At 35.8% G+C, this 14,863-nt stretch carries 14 protein-coding genes; 6 read left to right on the top strand and 8 right to left on the bottom strand.

The genetic code is table 11. From position 1 onward, the window contains the following. Nucleotides 1–196 precede the first annotated feature (196 nt). The 3 genes from PL11201_RS18270 to PL11201_RS18260 all read left to right on the top strand — a co-directional run bounded on the left by PL11201_RS18270 (nt 197) and on the right by PL11201_RS18260 (nt 2,396). Nucleotides 197–640 carry a helix-turn-helix domain-containing protein gene (locus PL11201_RS18270; protein WP_079680312.1) on the top strand — a complete coding sequence of 148 codons (444 nt, stop codon included), beginning with the start codon at nt 197–199 and terminating at the stop codon, nt 638–640. A 28-nt stretch (nt 641–668) separates the two neighbouring features. Continuing rightward, nucleotides 669–1,301 carry a COP23 domain-containing protein gene (locus tag PL11201_RS18265; RefSeq protein ID WP_079680340.1) on the top strand — a complete coding sequence of 211 codons (633 nt, stop codon included), beginning with the start codon at nt 669–671 and terminating at the stop codon, nt 1,299–1,301. Nucleotides 1,302–1,550: 249 nt separating this feature from the next. Beyond that, nucleotides 1,551–2,396 (top strand): S1 family peptidase, encoded by an 846-nt coding sequence (locus PL11201_RS18260; protein WP_159451558.1) that lies wholly within the window; start codon nt 1,551–1,553, stop codon nt 2,394–2,396. Nucleotides 2,397–2,459: 63 nt separating this feature from the next. Here PL11201_RS18260 and PL11201_RS18255 read toward each other — a convergent pair whose 3' ends face one another. Further along, nucleotides 2,460–2,669, bottom strand: a complete 210-nt coding sequence (locus PL11201_RS18255) for a hypothetical protein (protein WP_079680310.1) — start codon at nt 2,667–2,669, stop codon at nt 2,460–2,462. A gap of 103 nt (nt 2,670–2,772) precedes the next feature. Then, complete coding sequence (locus PL11201_RS18250; RefSeq protein ID WP_079680309.1) at nt 2,773–3,375, bottom strand: superoxide dismutase; 603 nt, start codon at nt 3,373–3,375, stop codon at nt 2,773–2,775. 253 nt (nt 3,376–3,628) lie between these two features. Between PL11201_RS18250 and PL11201_RS18245 the strand changes: the two genes are divergently transcribed. After that, nucleotides 3,629–5,881, top strand: coding sequence for a hybrid sensor histidine kinase/response regulator (locus PL11201_RS18245; protein ID WP_234996760.1), 2,253 nt, complete (start codon nt 3,629–3,631; stop codon nt 5,879–5,881). Between the two features lie 15 nt (nt 5,882–5,896). Continuing rightward, the gene (locus tag PL11201_RS18240; RefSeq protein WP_144017814.1) at nt 5,897–6,394 is read left to right on the top strand and encodes a hypothetical protein; all 498 of its coding nucleotides are present in this window, start codon (nt 5,897–5,899) and stop codon (nt 6,392–6,394) included. Between the two features lie 45 nt (nt 6,395–6,439). Here PL11201_RS18240 and PL11201_RS18235 read toward each other — a convergent pair whose 3' ends face one another. Continuing rightward, nucleotides 6,440–8,329 (bottom strand): methyl-accepting chemotaxis protein, encoded by a 1,890-nt coding sequence (locus PL11201_RS18235; protein WP_079680307.1) that lies wholly within the window; start codon nt 8,327–8,329, stop codon nt 6,440–6,442. 250 nt (nt 8,330–8,579) lie between these two features. On the opposite strand from PL11201_RS18235, the gene PL11201_RS18230 reads away from it, so the two are divergent. Continuing rightward, entirely contained in the window at nt 8,580–9,062 is a 483-nt protein-coding gene (locus PL11201_RS18230; RefSeq protein WP_079680306.1) for a DUF29 domain-containing protein, read from the top strand. An 86-nt stretch (nt 9,063–9,148) separates the two neighbouring features. Here the strand turns inward: PL11201_RS18230 and PL11201_RS18225 are convergent, their stop codons facing one another. The 5 genes from PL11201_RS18225 to PL11201_RS18205 all read right to left on the bottom strand — a co-directional run bounded on the left by PL11201_RS18225 (nt 9,149) and on the right by PL11201_RS18205 (nt 14,789). Beyond that, on the bottom strand, nt 9,149–9,718 hold the full coding sequence (locus tag PL11201_RS18225; RefSeq protein ID WP_079680305.1) for a Uma2 family endonuclease: 570 nt from the start codon (nt 9,716–9,718) through the stop codon (nt 9,149–9,151). 56 nt (nt 9,719–9,774) lie between these two features. Next, the gene (locus tag PL11201_RS18220; RefSeq protein ID WP_079680304.1) at nt 9,775–9,972 is read right to left on the bottom strand and encodes a type II toxin-antitoxin system HicB family antitoxin; all 198 of its coding nucleotides are present in this window, start codon (nt 9,970–9,972) and stop codon (nt 9,775–9,777) included. A gap of 443 nt (nt 9,973–10,415) precedes the next feature. Then, nucleotides 10,416–11,870, bottom strand: a complete 1,455-nt coding sequence (locus tag PL11201_RS18215) for a WcbI family polysaccharide biosynthesis putative acetyltransferase (protein WP_079680303.1) — start codon at nt 11,868–11,870, stop codon at nt 10,416–10,418. A gap of 37 nt (nt 11,871–11,907) precedes the next feature. After that, nucleotides 11,908–12,597, bottom strand: a complete 690-nt coding sequence (locus tag PL11201_RS18210; RefSeq protein WP_079680302.1) for a sulfotransferase family 2 domain-containing protein — start codon at nt 12,595–12,597, stop codon at nt 11,908–11,910. Continuing rightward, complete coding sequence (locus PL11201_RS18205; protein WP_159451557.1) at nt 12,591–14,789, bottom strand: tetratricopeptide repeat protein; 2,199 nt, start codon at nt 14,787–14,789, stop codon at nt 12,591–12,593. Before PL11201_RS18205 ends, PL11201_RS18210 begins: the two co-directional genes overlap by 7 nt. Nucleotides 14,790–14,863: the final 74 nt, after the last annotated feature.

Genomic DNA, 14,863 nt, shown 5'->3' with positions numbered 1-14,863 from the left:
GGGGGGCAGGGGAGGCAGGGGAGGCAGGGGAGGCAGGGGAGGCAGGGGGAGCGTCCTCGCTCGCTGAATATCACCCATTACCCATTACCCATTACCCATTACCCATTCGTAATTCTGAGAAATTCTGGCTTTGATCCGGAAAACCCTTAAAACCATCAGATAGACTAACCAACTTTCCTGATGCTGAATCGGAGGAATGCCACCTAAAGCGCACATTGAACCCTACCTAACGCCCGATGACCTGAAAGCTCGCTATCGTCAATCACGAGACACGACAGAGGCCCGTCGATGGCATTTGCTTTGCCTTGTGGCGGGGGATTGGACAATTAAACAATCGGCTGAAGTGGTGGGGTTAAATTACGACTATGCCAAAGAAATTATCCGGCGCTACAACCGCGAGGGGCCAAGTTCTGTGAAGAATCGCAGCCGGGAGCGCCAACCCCCCATCGCTAAATCTTTGCTCACTTCAGGACAACAACAGGAACTTATGCAAGCCTTACGGGGGCCAGCACCGGATGGTGGCTCTTGGTCTGGCCCGAAGGTGGCCGAATGGATCGCTGAAAAAACGGGGCGTCCTCATGTTTGGCCCCAAAGGGGTTGGGATTATCTCAAACGTTTGGGGGTGAATTGGAAGGATTAAACTATCAAAAATGATTGGGAATAAATTTATGAAAAACTCTGTTTTTGGGAAAGGTTTACAAATTGGTGCGATCGCTTTTAGCACTTTTTTGGGATTAACTTCTGCTAGTCACGGACAGGAATTATCTACAAATAGTTCCTGTAATTTTGGTAACTTGATTACCTGTGAATCTCGTCAGGTTAAAATCCCTGATCATCAGTATGCTGAAACTATTAGACAGGAGTTTTATTGTGATCTGAGTTCTGATGGAATTCCGACTACATTTGTTAAAAATACCAGGGGAACTTTCCCTGTAATTCGTTGGGTTTCTCGAATATTTGATGATGCGGGTTATGTTCCTGAAACTCGTTGTCGTCAAGTGTCTTCTAAATTCCAACAGTTTCAGAAGCGGGGTCTATTAAATTATGTCACCACGGGACGGGTGAATAATCAACCTGTTATCTGTGTTTCTAATGCTCAAGATGGGCCTTGTTTGGGGATTTTATTTACGTTGAAACCGAATCAAAATGCTAATCGTACTTTACAACAGTTATTTGATCTGAGGGCGAATGCCAGTGCTGGGCCTTTGGAAGAAAGTAATGGTCGATTGTATTTAGATCTGAGTCAATATATTCGGCATCAAGGTAGTATTTCTGTCAGCGATTCGGTTCAATTGAATTGATAGTCTTGAACAAAAAATAAATTGATTTTGATTCAAGTTATCATGGTTAATCGATTTCTAAGTTTTCTAAAAATTACAAGAATTACGAGTATTGGTAGTTGTTTTTTAACCCTGCCAATATTTGTTTTTTCTGATCTATTTTTTAAGTCGTCATCTTTGCAGGTTAGGGCTGGAAGTTCGATCCATTTCTCGATCAAATCGGAAACTTTTTGCGGGCAAAATTCCTGTCAAGTTTGTACCCCTAAACAATTGCAAATAATTGCACAAAGCATTACAGTTAAAATTTTATCAGGTTCGGCTTGGGGGTCAGGAATTTTAGTGAGAAAACAGGGAAATATTTATACTGTTTTGACGAATCAACATATTTTAACCCCGAGTGATCCGCCTTATTCCATTCAAACCCCTGATGGTCAGGTTTATTCGGCTAATCCCATTTCAAATTTTCAGTTTTCAGGACAGGATTTAGCGTTATTACAGTTTGAAAGTCTGAAGATTTATGCGATCGCTAATCTCGAATATTCTAACCTACTTCAGCCCGGGGATAAGGTTTTTGGGGCGGGTTTTCCTTGGGTGGAACGGTCAGATTCACCGGATATTATCGAAATTAATAATAGATCTATTTACCCTAAAAATACTTTGAATTTAAGGATTAATCATAAACCACTTCCTTCTAAGTTTTTCCAACTAAATGAACCGGAATTTTTACCAAAATTAGGATTTAATTTAACCAGAGGTCGGGTTTCTTTATTATCTAAAAAAGCAATTCAACAGGGCTATAAAATCGGTTATACTAATCCGATTCAAAAGGGCATGAGTGGGGGGCCGTTATTAAATATTCAAGGAAAAGTGATTGGAATTAATGGAATGCACGCCTATCCTCTTTGGGGAGATCCCTATATTTATCAAGATGGTTCTTTACCCAGTCCCCAACTCCGAGAAAAAATGGTGGAATTAGCTTTTGCTATTCCCATCGAACAGGCTATACTCTCTTTACCTCAATTAGATCAACCTGCGGTTTCCCCGTCGATATTAATGAATAATATTAATTATCCTATTTTCGATTATTTACAAATGAATAAAGGTTGTAAAAATTAAACTTTTTTGTTTATAGGGGCTGGAGGAGGGGCTAAAGCCCAACAACAAACTCTTTAATAAATTTCAACTAAAAACCTCATCTTCTATTCCTAACCACCACTCCCCTAAATTCATTAATTCTTGATGCAGTTGGGCTAACTCTTGAATATATTCTTCCTGGGAAATTTCCGAACGGCGTTCTTCTAGTTTTTTTAACCGCAATTGTACTAATAACCAAGACTTAGAAATACCATTGGTACTTTCAATATATCGGGCAAGATCTTGACTATTCATGGTTAAATTTTTAATCCATTGGGATAATAAAAAAACAAGACAGTCCTAAAAATAGAATGACTGTCTTGCTGTTGGTTCAATCTATTTCAGAAAGAATGCTCAATTATGCAGCAGCGAAGTTTGCAGCCACAAAATCCCAGTTCACCAATTGATTTAGGAAGTTTTCAATGTAAGCGGGTCTGGCATTTTGGAAGTCTAAATAATAGGCGTGTTCCCAAACATCCAAAGTTAATAACGGAGTAGCTCCATCCACAATAGGAGTTCCGGCATTAGCGGTTTTGGTAACTTTCAGAGTGCCATTGTCTAATACTAACCAAGCCCAACCACTACCGAATTGAGTCGTCGCGGCGGCTTTGAATTCTTCGATAAACTTGTCAAAGCTACCAAAGTCAGCATTAATTTTTTCGGCTAAAGCACCTGTGGGTTGGCCACCGCCACCGGCTTTCAGACTATTCCAGAAGAAAGTATGATTCCAGACCTGGGCCGCATTGTTGAAAATTCCAGCTTTGTTAGGGTCGTTGGCGGTTGCTTTGATAATTTCTTCTAGGGATTTATCCGCTAGTCCTGTCCCCTCAACCAGCTTATTCAGGTTTGTGACATAAGCCGCGTGGTGCTTACCATGATGGAAGGAAAAGGTCTTGGCCGACATTTTGCTTGATTCTAAGGCATCGTCGGCGAAGGGTAAGGCGGGAAGTTCAAAAGCCACAGTGTTTTCTCCTCTCTAAATGGGTGTCGGTTATTCTAAACAAATCTTCACATAAATTTGATTTTATATCAAAAATTACAAAAGTTGGCGATTTTGGCCATTTAAGTCTTGATTTTCTGTCTCAAGGAAGGGGGCGTCTAAGGCTAACCGAGATCTCGAAACTAATGATTGAGATATCTGAGAAATTTGTTAAGATTCATTAATTGAGTTGAATTCAACCCCTTTTCACCTGTTTTTTCCCAAAAAAAATACTATGACGGAACCGATAAGTACCAACAATGAACAATTTAGCCTGGATGTCCAACAGGTGCGGGAAGAACGGTCGTTGATTTTAAATCAAATTGATAATGCGATCGCTCTATTCAATCATACTCACCAATTAATCCTATTCAATCAAAAATTAGCCGATATTTGGGGATTATCTCCAGAATTTCTCAACCAAAAACCGTCTCTGTCTGCACTGATTGATCAAATTTTATTACAAGGGTATTGGGAAGCAAAACACTGTCAACAACTGCAAAATTGTTTAGAACAAGTCGAGATTGATAATTTATCCTTTTGCATCGAACAAAATAACCGAGTTTGTCTGGAAATTGAAAGCCGATTATCCTCTAATGGCAGTCGATTATTTACCTTTCGAGATATTACCTATTATCGCAATTCCCAAGCCAGCTTAAATACAGAAGTCCGCCGACTCAGATTTTTATTAGGATTAAATGAACGCCTACAAAACTCGGATAATTTACAAGAGATTGCCCAGTTTGCCTTAAATTATTTAGTCTCGGTGATGGATGCAGCTTTTGGAGATGTGAAAGTTATTTCTGGAGAGGGAAAAAATCGCCAAGCGGGAGTCCTGATCAATCGAATTTCCGGTCAATTTATTGCCACCTATGGAGAACCTGCTGTTGCTTCCATGCGGGAAGTTTTAGACCAGGGAATTCCCTATGGTCAAGGTTTATTATGGGATGTGGTCGAAACGGGGGAACCTTTATTTGTTGACAATTATGCCCAACATCCTAAATCTGTTCCCAGATTTCGAGAACCGGGATTAGGTCGGTTAGGAATCTTTCCAATTCCGGCAACGAATGGCAATATTATTGGTGTATTAACCTTAGAATCTCGGGATTTAGATCGTTTACAAGAATATCCTCAACGGGATATGTTAAATGCGGCTTGCCGAACCCTGGGAGCCTCGATTGAACGGGTACAAGCTCAAGACCGTCTACAACAAATTAATGAAGATTTAGAACGCGCTTCTCAACTTAAATCTGAATTTTTAGCCTCAATGTCCCATGAATTGAGAACTCCCCTGAATAGTATTTTAGGCTTTTCTGACTTGCTCAAACGTCAAATTGGCGGCCCTTTAAATGAACGTCAACTCAACCATTTACAACTGATTGAAAAAAGCGGTCAACATTTATTACAACTGATTAATGATATTTTAGATTTATCCAAAATTGAAGCGGGTAAAACCGAATTAGATTTACAATCGGTGGATATTCACCGCCTCTGTAATGAATGTTTAAAAATGATGCAGCCTCGGGCTGATAAAAAGCGGTTAAAAATGTCTGTAGAATTAGATTATCGTGTGCATCATGCGTTTTTAGATGAACGACGGGTACGCCAAATTATTATTAATTTACTCTCCAATGCGGTTAAATTTACACCGGAAGCCGGAAGTATTAAATTAAGTGGATTTTTAGCCTATGGCAGCCAAATGATTCAGGATTATCGACCCGATTGTTCTCCGGTAAATGCCAGTACACCCTATCTTTGTTTAGAGGTTCAAGACTCAGGAATTGGCATCCCAGAAGACCGGTGGCATTTGTTGTTTCGTCCCTTTCAACAGGTCGATTCTTCCCTCACACGACGCCATGAAGGTACGGGATTAGGATTAGCTTTAGTTAAACGATTGGCGGAGTTACATGGGGGAACAGTTTCCATTAATTCAATAGTGAATCAAGGTAGTTTATTTCGGGCTTGGTTGCCGTTAACGGAAATGCGAGAAGAACTCAGTTTAAATCCTGAATCCTGCGATTTATCCTTACAAAAACTATCTGAATCTTTAAAAGATCCTAAGCCTGATTCTGAAAATTCCCCTAGAATTTTAGTGGTGGAAGACCAACCCTTTAATCAATTATTGGTTTCGGAAGTTTTAGAATTAGAGGGATATCGAGTCGAATTAATTAGTAATGGTCAGACGATGTTAGATGCCATTCAGTCTCCCCTGGTCACGGAAACAACACTTCCTAATTTAATTTTAATGGATGTACAATTACCCGAGGTCGATGGGTTAGAATTAATGCGTCAATTAAAAGCCCATTCTATCTGGCAATCTGTTCCTATTATTGCTTTAACAGCCATGGCAATGTCCGGCGACCGAGAACGCTGTTTAGATGCGGGTGCTTCGGCGTATTTAAGTAAACCTTTGGATTTAGATTTGATGATGGTTTTGGTGAAATCTTTTATTCCTTCTGAGTCTGAAATTAATAAAATCAATGAATAAATAATGAGCAAGTTCTTGGGATGGGATGAAATACAAATTTACTGTGATGACCTTGATAGATATTTCTGTAACTTCGATGAGTTGTTTGATCATTTAAAGTTGAATAAAAATAATAGTGAAGGAGAGGTTTTTGAAATCACAATCATGAAGTTTAAAAAGATTCAGTATTGGTTTCCTGATATTGACTACATCCTTAAATATATAGCCGAAAATTATGAACTTCCATCAATGGACGAAATCATCCATAATATTTATCAACAGAGTGAGATTGAATTTGAAGAATTTAAAGACATTGAGACACTAAACGGTCAAGATGAACTTCAAAGAGTTTTAGATAGCTTTAAACAATCTCAAAACCTAGAAACACTTAAACAGGCTTTAGAATCTTTCCGGGGGGCTAACGAAGATTTCTATTATCTAGTGCCGGATACCAATAACCCAGAAATTCATTGCTTTGTTTTTCAACAGGATGAATTAATTCACCTGGGATTGAAAGAGAAAACAGCAAAATAGGGAATAGGCAATAAGCCTGATTACTGGTGGGGCTAGGAGACCTGATTATAAAATTTCCTTTAAGTTTTGAGTGGATTCATTCAGTTTTTCACCACCGATTTTAATTTGACTAATTCCTTTGGCGGTTTCATTAGCTCCAGATGTTAAATTATTCATGGCTTGATTCACTTGCCCAATGGCTAAAGCTTGTTGAGTTGAAGTTAAAGCAATCTGTTGACTACTTTGAACAATTTGTTCAATAGACTTGGCTACATCTGAAAAAATTTGAGCGGTTTGGTGGGCAATATGTACCCCCGATTCCACCTTTTTAGTTCCTTCCTCAGTGACAACAACAGTTGTTTGAATCATCCGTTGAATATCATTCACTAAAGTATTAATTTTTTGGCTCGATTTTTGACTCGCATCCGAGAGTTTTCTGATTTCCGAAGCCACGACAGCAAATCCTTTACCATGTTCTCCGGCCCGTACCGCTTCAACGGCGGCATTTAAAGCTAACATATTCGTTTGATTGGATAAATCACTGACCACATCCGAAACGCTCCCAATTTGATGGGTTTGTTCACTTAACTGTAGGATTTTTTCGGCAATGGATTCAACTTTAACTTTTAGGGTTTCTAATTCTTGTAGGGCTTTTTGAATGGCAAGGGTTCCCTGTTCGACCCTCTCTAGGGCTTGTTTTGCCCCAAAAACCGCCCCTTCTGCTTGTTGCGCCGATTGTTGGGAGGAAGCGCTGAGTTCATCCATGGTAACATTGGTTTCTTGAACGGAAGATAATTGTTGATTGGCAATCCGTTCCTGTTGATTAATAGTGGAAAAAATTTGACTGGAAAAAGCTGTGACTACGGCAACAACTTCTAGTATAGAATTGACTAATTTTTTGAATAAAATAATTCCAAAAACTACAAAAATGACCCCAACAACCAGGGTAACAATCACCGCAACTCGAATAAAGTTATTAATGGGTTCTAAAACCACGGATTTAGGGGTTTGATATAATAAAATAAAGGGATTTTCCCGAGTCACTTGATTAGGAAAGATGGTATTGTAAGTCATGATATAGTCAACACTGTCCGTCACTAAACCGCTTTCTCCCGACATCAGTTGATTAACAATAGCTTCTGGGTAGTCATTTCTTAAATTATTATTATTATTATTGAATTCAAACCCCCATTGCTTGTCTGCAACCGGATTTCTTAAATAATATCCATCTTGATTAATCACAAAAAACTGTTGCTGCATTTCTAAAGTCAAGTTATGGTTATCCGCAATTTCAAACAACCTCTCAACTAAAATATTGGCAATTAGCATTCCTCGTTTTTCCCCCGCCCGATTATAAATGGGAGTACCATAACGAATAATCGGTTTATAAGGAACTTCAATTTGATCATTTTCTCGACTCAAATTAATCGGAGATACATAAATTTCTCCCGATTTTAATTGTAAAGTTTTAGAAAAGTATTCCGATGAAGATACATTCCTTAACTGATCAGATGGCATCACTTTAACTTGATTGTTGATGACCTTGATCCTTACCAATTCATTGCCCTTTTCATCAATATAACGTAGTTGATCATAATAGGGTCTATTGTTCAGGAAAGATGTAAAAATAATGATTAGGCGATTATTCCAGCTTTCATAGGTAGATTTGTCTTCGGGATCAATGCCTTTATTCTCTCTAGATCTCACAATTCCTTGAATGGGTGGAGTTTCGCTTAAATATAGGATATCAGACTTGAAATTATCCAAAAAAAGATTGATAGTTGCTCCGCTATTTTGTGAATCATTCTTCATGGAACGAATCACTGAATCAATCAAATATTGGCGAGAATTAACAATATTGAAAGAACTGACAGCTAGGACGGGAAAAACAATACTAGCAATGAGTAAATATAAAAACTTGCTTTGAGACTTTCCATACCCACCAAATTTTAACATACTTTTTTTGAACTCATGATTAATTCAGGCTCAGATCATAGCATATTTTTTTCTCATTTCCGAAATTTGACGACGAATTTAGTATTCCTAATATTAAAATTATCAATATTTGTTTATAGTAATATATTGAACATTGATAGTAGGCGATCGCTATTCTTTCAAAATGTTATAAGTTATAATGAGTTGTATTAGATGCTGAACAGCTTATCAATGCGCGAGCAGCCTAACAATTTATGGGAAAATTAAAAATATGACAAGTTCAACGAACAATAGACTGCAAGCATTGTATCAAAGCGACGATTACTTATGGTTGCAACAAACTATTAAATTATTAAAAACAAAAGATTTTAAAAATTTAGATATAGAAAATTTAATTGAGGAGTTAGAAAGTTTGGGAAGAAGTCAATTCAACAAAGTCAGAAGTCTTTTAAGGCAGATTATTATTCATCTTCTCTTGTTGGAATACTGGGAGCAAGAGTATGAGCGAAATTATCGGCATTGGCAAGCAGAAATCATTACCTTTCGAGATGATTTAACTCATGAACTAACGACTAGCTTAAAAAATAAGCTAATTCCAGAATTAGATTCTATTTATAATATTGCCGTGAGTTTTGTTAGTCAAAAAACGGGTTTATCTAAAAGTATATTTCCGGCTATTTGTCCCTATTCTTTTGAACAATTATTAAAGGATAGCTGGTATCCCCTAAATAATCTAAAACGTATTGACAAATAGTGATTTTAATGCCTAGAGTCAGTGTAAGCTGTTCAGCAGTCAAACTGTATATCCTAGCCAGTGAAGACACGACAAGGGCTTGACGATTATTCAATACTTAACCAAGTAAACATTTCTTTTACTGACAATTGTAGGTCTTTAAGATGATCTAAAACAGGCAAAATTTCTTCATCTATTTTAACTTCTGGAAATAAATTAGGCTGAAATATCATTACCGATTCATCTTCGGGATCAATTAACCATCCTAACTGTGTTCCTTGATTAAGACAAAATATGATTTTTCTGATCACTTTATTCGCAGATTGTTCAGGAGATAAAATCTCGATTACCCAATCGGGATAAACTTCAAAACGATTTGCAATTCTCCCTTGTTCAGTTTTAGGAATGCGCTCCCAAGTTAAGATACTGATATCAGGGACAAGAGAACGACCGCCAAAAGTACACCGCAACTCAGGAAAAGCATGGGCTAATTTTTGAGGTAATCCCACTTGGTTAATCGCTGTAACTAAACGACCTTGTAAAACACTATGTTGTCCTTGGGGCATGGGTTTTTGTTCTATTTTTCCGTTAATATATTCACTATAGGGTTTGGTTTCAGGATATTCTAAAAACTCCTCTAGGGTGATTTGAGGTCTAACTTGAGTAACAGCAATCATGTTTGATCTCCTAAAAAAAATGGATAACTTATGTTTCATGGATTAAGATGGTTGCTTCAATAGCGTCTTCTGGTAGCCCCGGTGCGAATATCTGCCAAATGATCTTCAAAAATTAGTTGAATAGCCATTTTTAAGCTTTCTTTAGCTTCCTCTATAGTTTCCCCCTGACCATTAGCCCCAGGTATTTCAGGACAAATAGCCCAGTATCCTCCTTCCTTTGCTGTTTCAATGATAGCCGTTAACTCTGCTTTCATGAATATCTCCTTAGATACTGATTGTATCTAGTGGAACAGATGAATATTCTCTCAATTATAGATTAGAATAAAGGAATTAGGGGATGCGATCGCAAATAATTAGTGACAATTTATAGGAAAATTAAAAAATATGACAAGTTCAACTAAAAACAAACTTCAAGAATTGTATCAAAGCGACGATTACTTATGGTTGCAACAAACCATTAAATTATTAAAAATTAGATCAACACGATCATTATTTGTATGGTACACCTAAGCATGATGAACAACTCTGAATCAACACCAAGGGTAAGTGTGATTATTCCTGTATATAATTGTCCAGATTATCTTGTAAAGTAAATGATTTTACCACAATCCAAACAAGGGCGCAATAAAATGCTTTTAATTGTTGTCCATGGTGCATTACAATATGTTCCCTTTTTAGTTTAGATATGAAATTGGTATTATCCAAGTTTTAGGGAGGAAATTTTAATTGCTTGTCGATAGCACTGTGCTGCATCTTTATATAATTCTTGATTTTCCAGTACATGACCTAGCCCTATGTAAGCTCCATCACAATTAGGATTAAGATCTATTGCTTTTTGATAATAACTTTTGGCTTCATCAATTTCTTGTTGAATCAATAAAGAATCTGCTATTTTGACATGAATATCAACCATAATATTATCGGTTTTTAAAGCTCCAAAAATTTTATTTTTATAATCTAGGCAACTTTGATAATATTGAATGCTCTTTTTATAAAAAATTATTGCTTTATCTAAATTTTCGTTTTGCTTTTCTTGATCTCCTTTGTTGATATAAATGTAAGCCAACATCTCATGAAATTTTATCCATTCTTTGTTAATATTTATAGCTTTTTCATAAGCAAAAATAGCATTTTCTAATCGTTGCTTTTGAAGGAATATTTTAGCCAATCTATCAAATAGATAAGCTCGATTATTATCAATGATAACTGCACTACATTGAGCAATAAGAGCAGCTTCCCAATCATTTTGATTTTCTAGTGCTATTGAAAGATGATGTTGATAGATTGCACTGCTAGGATTATCAATATTTTGATAAAAATTTATATATGCTTCTACATATTCTTGGAAAGTCATCGTATCAGTACAAAAAACACTATTTTTGTAAGTATCTTGATCTGAAATAAATTTGAGTTTTAAATGTTTAATAACACTTGGATAAATGGGAAGTTGTTGTTCATCTAGTACACCATTTTTGGCATTGATAATTTCTGTCTTGATGGAAGGCATATTTAGAACAGATAATATTTGATTGACAACATAAATCCCTAAAATGTCAGAGGGGTGATTGTGAGTATAAAATAGATAATCATATTGATAATTTGATCCTATAAAATCGGCAACTTTAATAGTTAAGCCATTTTCTCGACTTCTAAGTTCTTCTAAGGTACTATGAACATGATCAACTAATTCTGCTTCTTGATAAAAATCTTCATCACAAATACGCTTTATTAACTCTTCTTGGCTATAACCTTGAGCTAGAAATTTATCAATATTACGATCTCCATGATATATCATTCCAAAAGGATAAACATGATTGGTTTTTATTTTAGGGTTAGGATAGTATTGAGGGTGATAACCTGTAAAGTAAAGTGATGGAAACGAAATACAAAAGCAATCAGGCTTTAGCCTATTTTTTACAGCTTCATAACTCAGAAAACCATGTTTTTCTCGGACGGGCTGATAAATAAAGAGATCTGCCTCTTTCAAATAGTTATCATCAAGTTTTTTCTCTCCTTGTAAAAATTCGTGAACTAACCCACCAATCATTTTAATCTCATATTTATTAATAAACTCTTGAGATTCTTGTAAATATTTTATCAAAATCCCCTGTTGACAGTTAGCGTAAAAAAAACACTTTTTTTTCATATTCATAGGTAATTTATGTTTTGTAAGTTTGAATTATAAAAAACTAGAAATCTTTCATTATTTCTTCAAATATTAAAATCGATTCTTTATAAATTTCATTGTCATCAACTGTTCTTTTATAAATTTCTTGGATAATATCGTTACTAAACTCTAGTTTTTTTATGTTTCTGTTTTCACTTTTATTAATAAAAGGTATTGTATTTTTATTCATATATTCATCCTGACGTTGAAAGTTGAATTTTTTTTGAAATAGATAAAATGATTCATCAAATCTTTCATTAATAAATATAAAATCATAATCTTGAATCGATTGTCCTTTTAAATGAACAGTATGAGCATTACCAATATCGTAAATAGAAGCAAAATCAATGATATCTATTTGATTACTTTTAACAGCTTGATATAAATAGTCTTGTTCGTTTTTCTCATTCATTATATGCTGAAAATGTGAAATTACTCTTGCGACTGGATGACGAACACAGGTAATATATTTCGCATTAGGAAATAACCAACTGTATTTAGAATAATAGAAATGACCATGAATCACATCAAACTGTTTTTCGATAAATTCCTTGTGTTTGAGTAAATATTCTTTTTCTTGAGGTTTTAAGAGTGCATTACTATAATCAGGGCAATAATCCCACAAAATTCGGCGGGAGGTACCATAATCTAAAAGATAACCCAGAGTCGTTCCTGCTGTTTTAGGAATATGAATCGATATGTAGCTTACCATATAAACCTCTTAAATAACTCAAAGAATTTTTTGTCAAAAGTCTCATTCCAATTTGAACTCCAATTGAGCTTGGAGTTTTGAATTCTGAATTTAAAATCTTTAGATTTATTGACGGCAAGCTCAATAGCAGATGCGACACTTTCTACATCAGCAAAGCAAGGAACAATATTAGATGAGATTTGATGTAAAGTATCAAAGTTACGATCTCCATAAACATTAGTAACAACAATAAGACCTGCTTTGACCATTTCAAAAGGAAGTATACTCGGATGGGGAGCATACATTAGACTCAGCCCTACATCATAGGTCTGTAAAATTTTCTCATATTCGTTTTGAGGAATCTTACTAAAGATTTTAATGGTCAGATTATTCCCTAATTCTAATAGATAAGATTTGCCCAAAGTTCCAACGCCATCCAAGTTCCAAGTCGAGTCAATAACTCCATTTTCAACTGCCTTTCTTAACCCTAAAATTCCAATTTCAAACAAATTTCGAGATGCATGAGCTTCTGGTCTAGCATAAAATAATAATGATTTTCTTTTCTTGGATTCTAAAGTTTCTAAAGTAGGCGGAGACAATTTACCAAGTGCGTGTTCAAAAACGATGTAGTCTTTTTCTAATAAACCAGAAAAGATACCTAAATTTTCATTTTCAAAGAAATTCGCTAAAACTTGAGTATTAAAAATTGCGATATGAGGTAATCTATAAGCACTATCTACCAATGCTTTAAATGAATTATTTTGGTGAAAAATAGCTTCATACTCTTGAATTAAAAAAAAGTGTTTTTTTAAGTTTGTAAAAGAGGCAAGATGAGACGCTATCATTGATGTCCAAGCATCATAAGCAATAAATCGATCACGGGTGGTAATCAATACTTTATCTTTTTTGGAGGTAATATTGATAATCTCACATTGATTTATTGTAGAAAATAGGTAAGGTTTACTGCGAGATAAGCTCAGTCTAAATAAATCTATATTACATTCCTCATCGTCACAAATCATTAATCTAACTTTGAATTTTTCTTCGATTAACCGACGAATCATCTGTAAGAGAGCAATATAGCCTCCATAGACAATATCCATGTCTAGAGTAGGTACTAATATATTAACTCTGGATTCAGGTTCAGATTTTACAATAACATCATGTTTTTTAAGTTTTTGCTCTAGGTAGCATAGATTTTCAATAGCGACAGGTTTAGTGATCAATGGATATTTTAATTCTGAAGTAGACTGTAAATCGGGTTTAGGTAATCTTCCTTCAACACGACCACTGAGTAAATAATGCTCAAAGCCACATAAAATGCAACCTTTTTCAATGGCTAACTTAATATCTTGGTAAAAATTAATATACCATTCTTCATCAAAATTTTTATGAGGAGAATGTCTTTTTTTTATGCCAAAATTAATATAATAACTAAAGGATGTAAATTTTGAATTTTCATCAATCAGTTTTTTGGCTTCAGGATAAGTGTCTAAATACCATTTTTCATCAAAGAAAGCCTTCATTAAGGTAATAGAACTCTTTGAATTTGGGTTTAATATTTCAGTTTTTTCTTGCTTGACTTTATTTGAAATTTTATTCAGTTTTTTATGAGCTTCAGAAAAATCACCATATTCAATGGCTTTTTTATAAGCTATAATCGATTCTTCCCAGCGCTCAGACTTCACTAATACTTCCGCTAAGTTATAATAAGACCAAGCAAAATTTGGATCTAAATTAATCGCTTTTTGATAAGCTGCGATCGCTTCTTCCCAATCTTCTTTTTTAACTAAAACATTCCCTAAATTATGATGAGATAAAGCAAAATCTGGTTTCAATTCAATCGCTTTTTGATAAGCCTGTGTTGCCTCGTCCCAGCGTTGCAACTCCCGCAACCCATCCCCTAAATTATTATAAGACCAAGAAAACTCAGGATTCAACTCAATGGCTTTTTGATAGGCTGAAACCGCACCTTCCCAACGTTGCAACTTGAGCAGAACTTCCCCTAAATTATGATAAACCTCAGCTACATCCGACCGCAAGCTGATCGCTGTTTCATAAACCTCCACAGCCTCATCCCAGAGTTCCAACTTCAGGAACAAACCCCCTAACTCCCGTTGCACCTCAACCCAAGTGGGTGTTATTATCAACGCTTGCTGATAGGCTGCGATCGCTTCTTGCCATTTTTCTTGCTCCACTAAAGCCTGGGCCAACCGATAGGGCGGTTCAGCCGGAGAAACAGAGCGACGACTTTTAACCATAGAAGACACCTGGGGACGATCAGAAA

It is taken from the genome of Planktothrix sp. PCC 11201 (genome assembly GCF_900009135.1).
Taxonomy (GTDB): Bacteria; Cyanobacteriota; Cyanobacteriia; order Cyanobacteriales; family Microcoleaceae; genus Planktothrix.
Note: the sequence above shows the minus strand (reverse complement) of the source record. Positions and strands in the feature narration are given on the sequence as shown.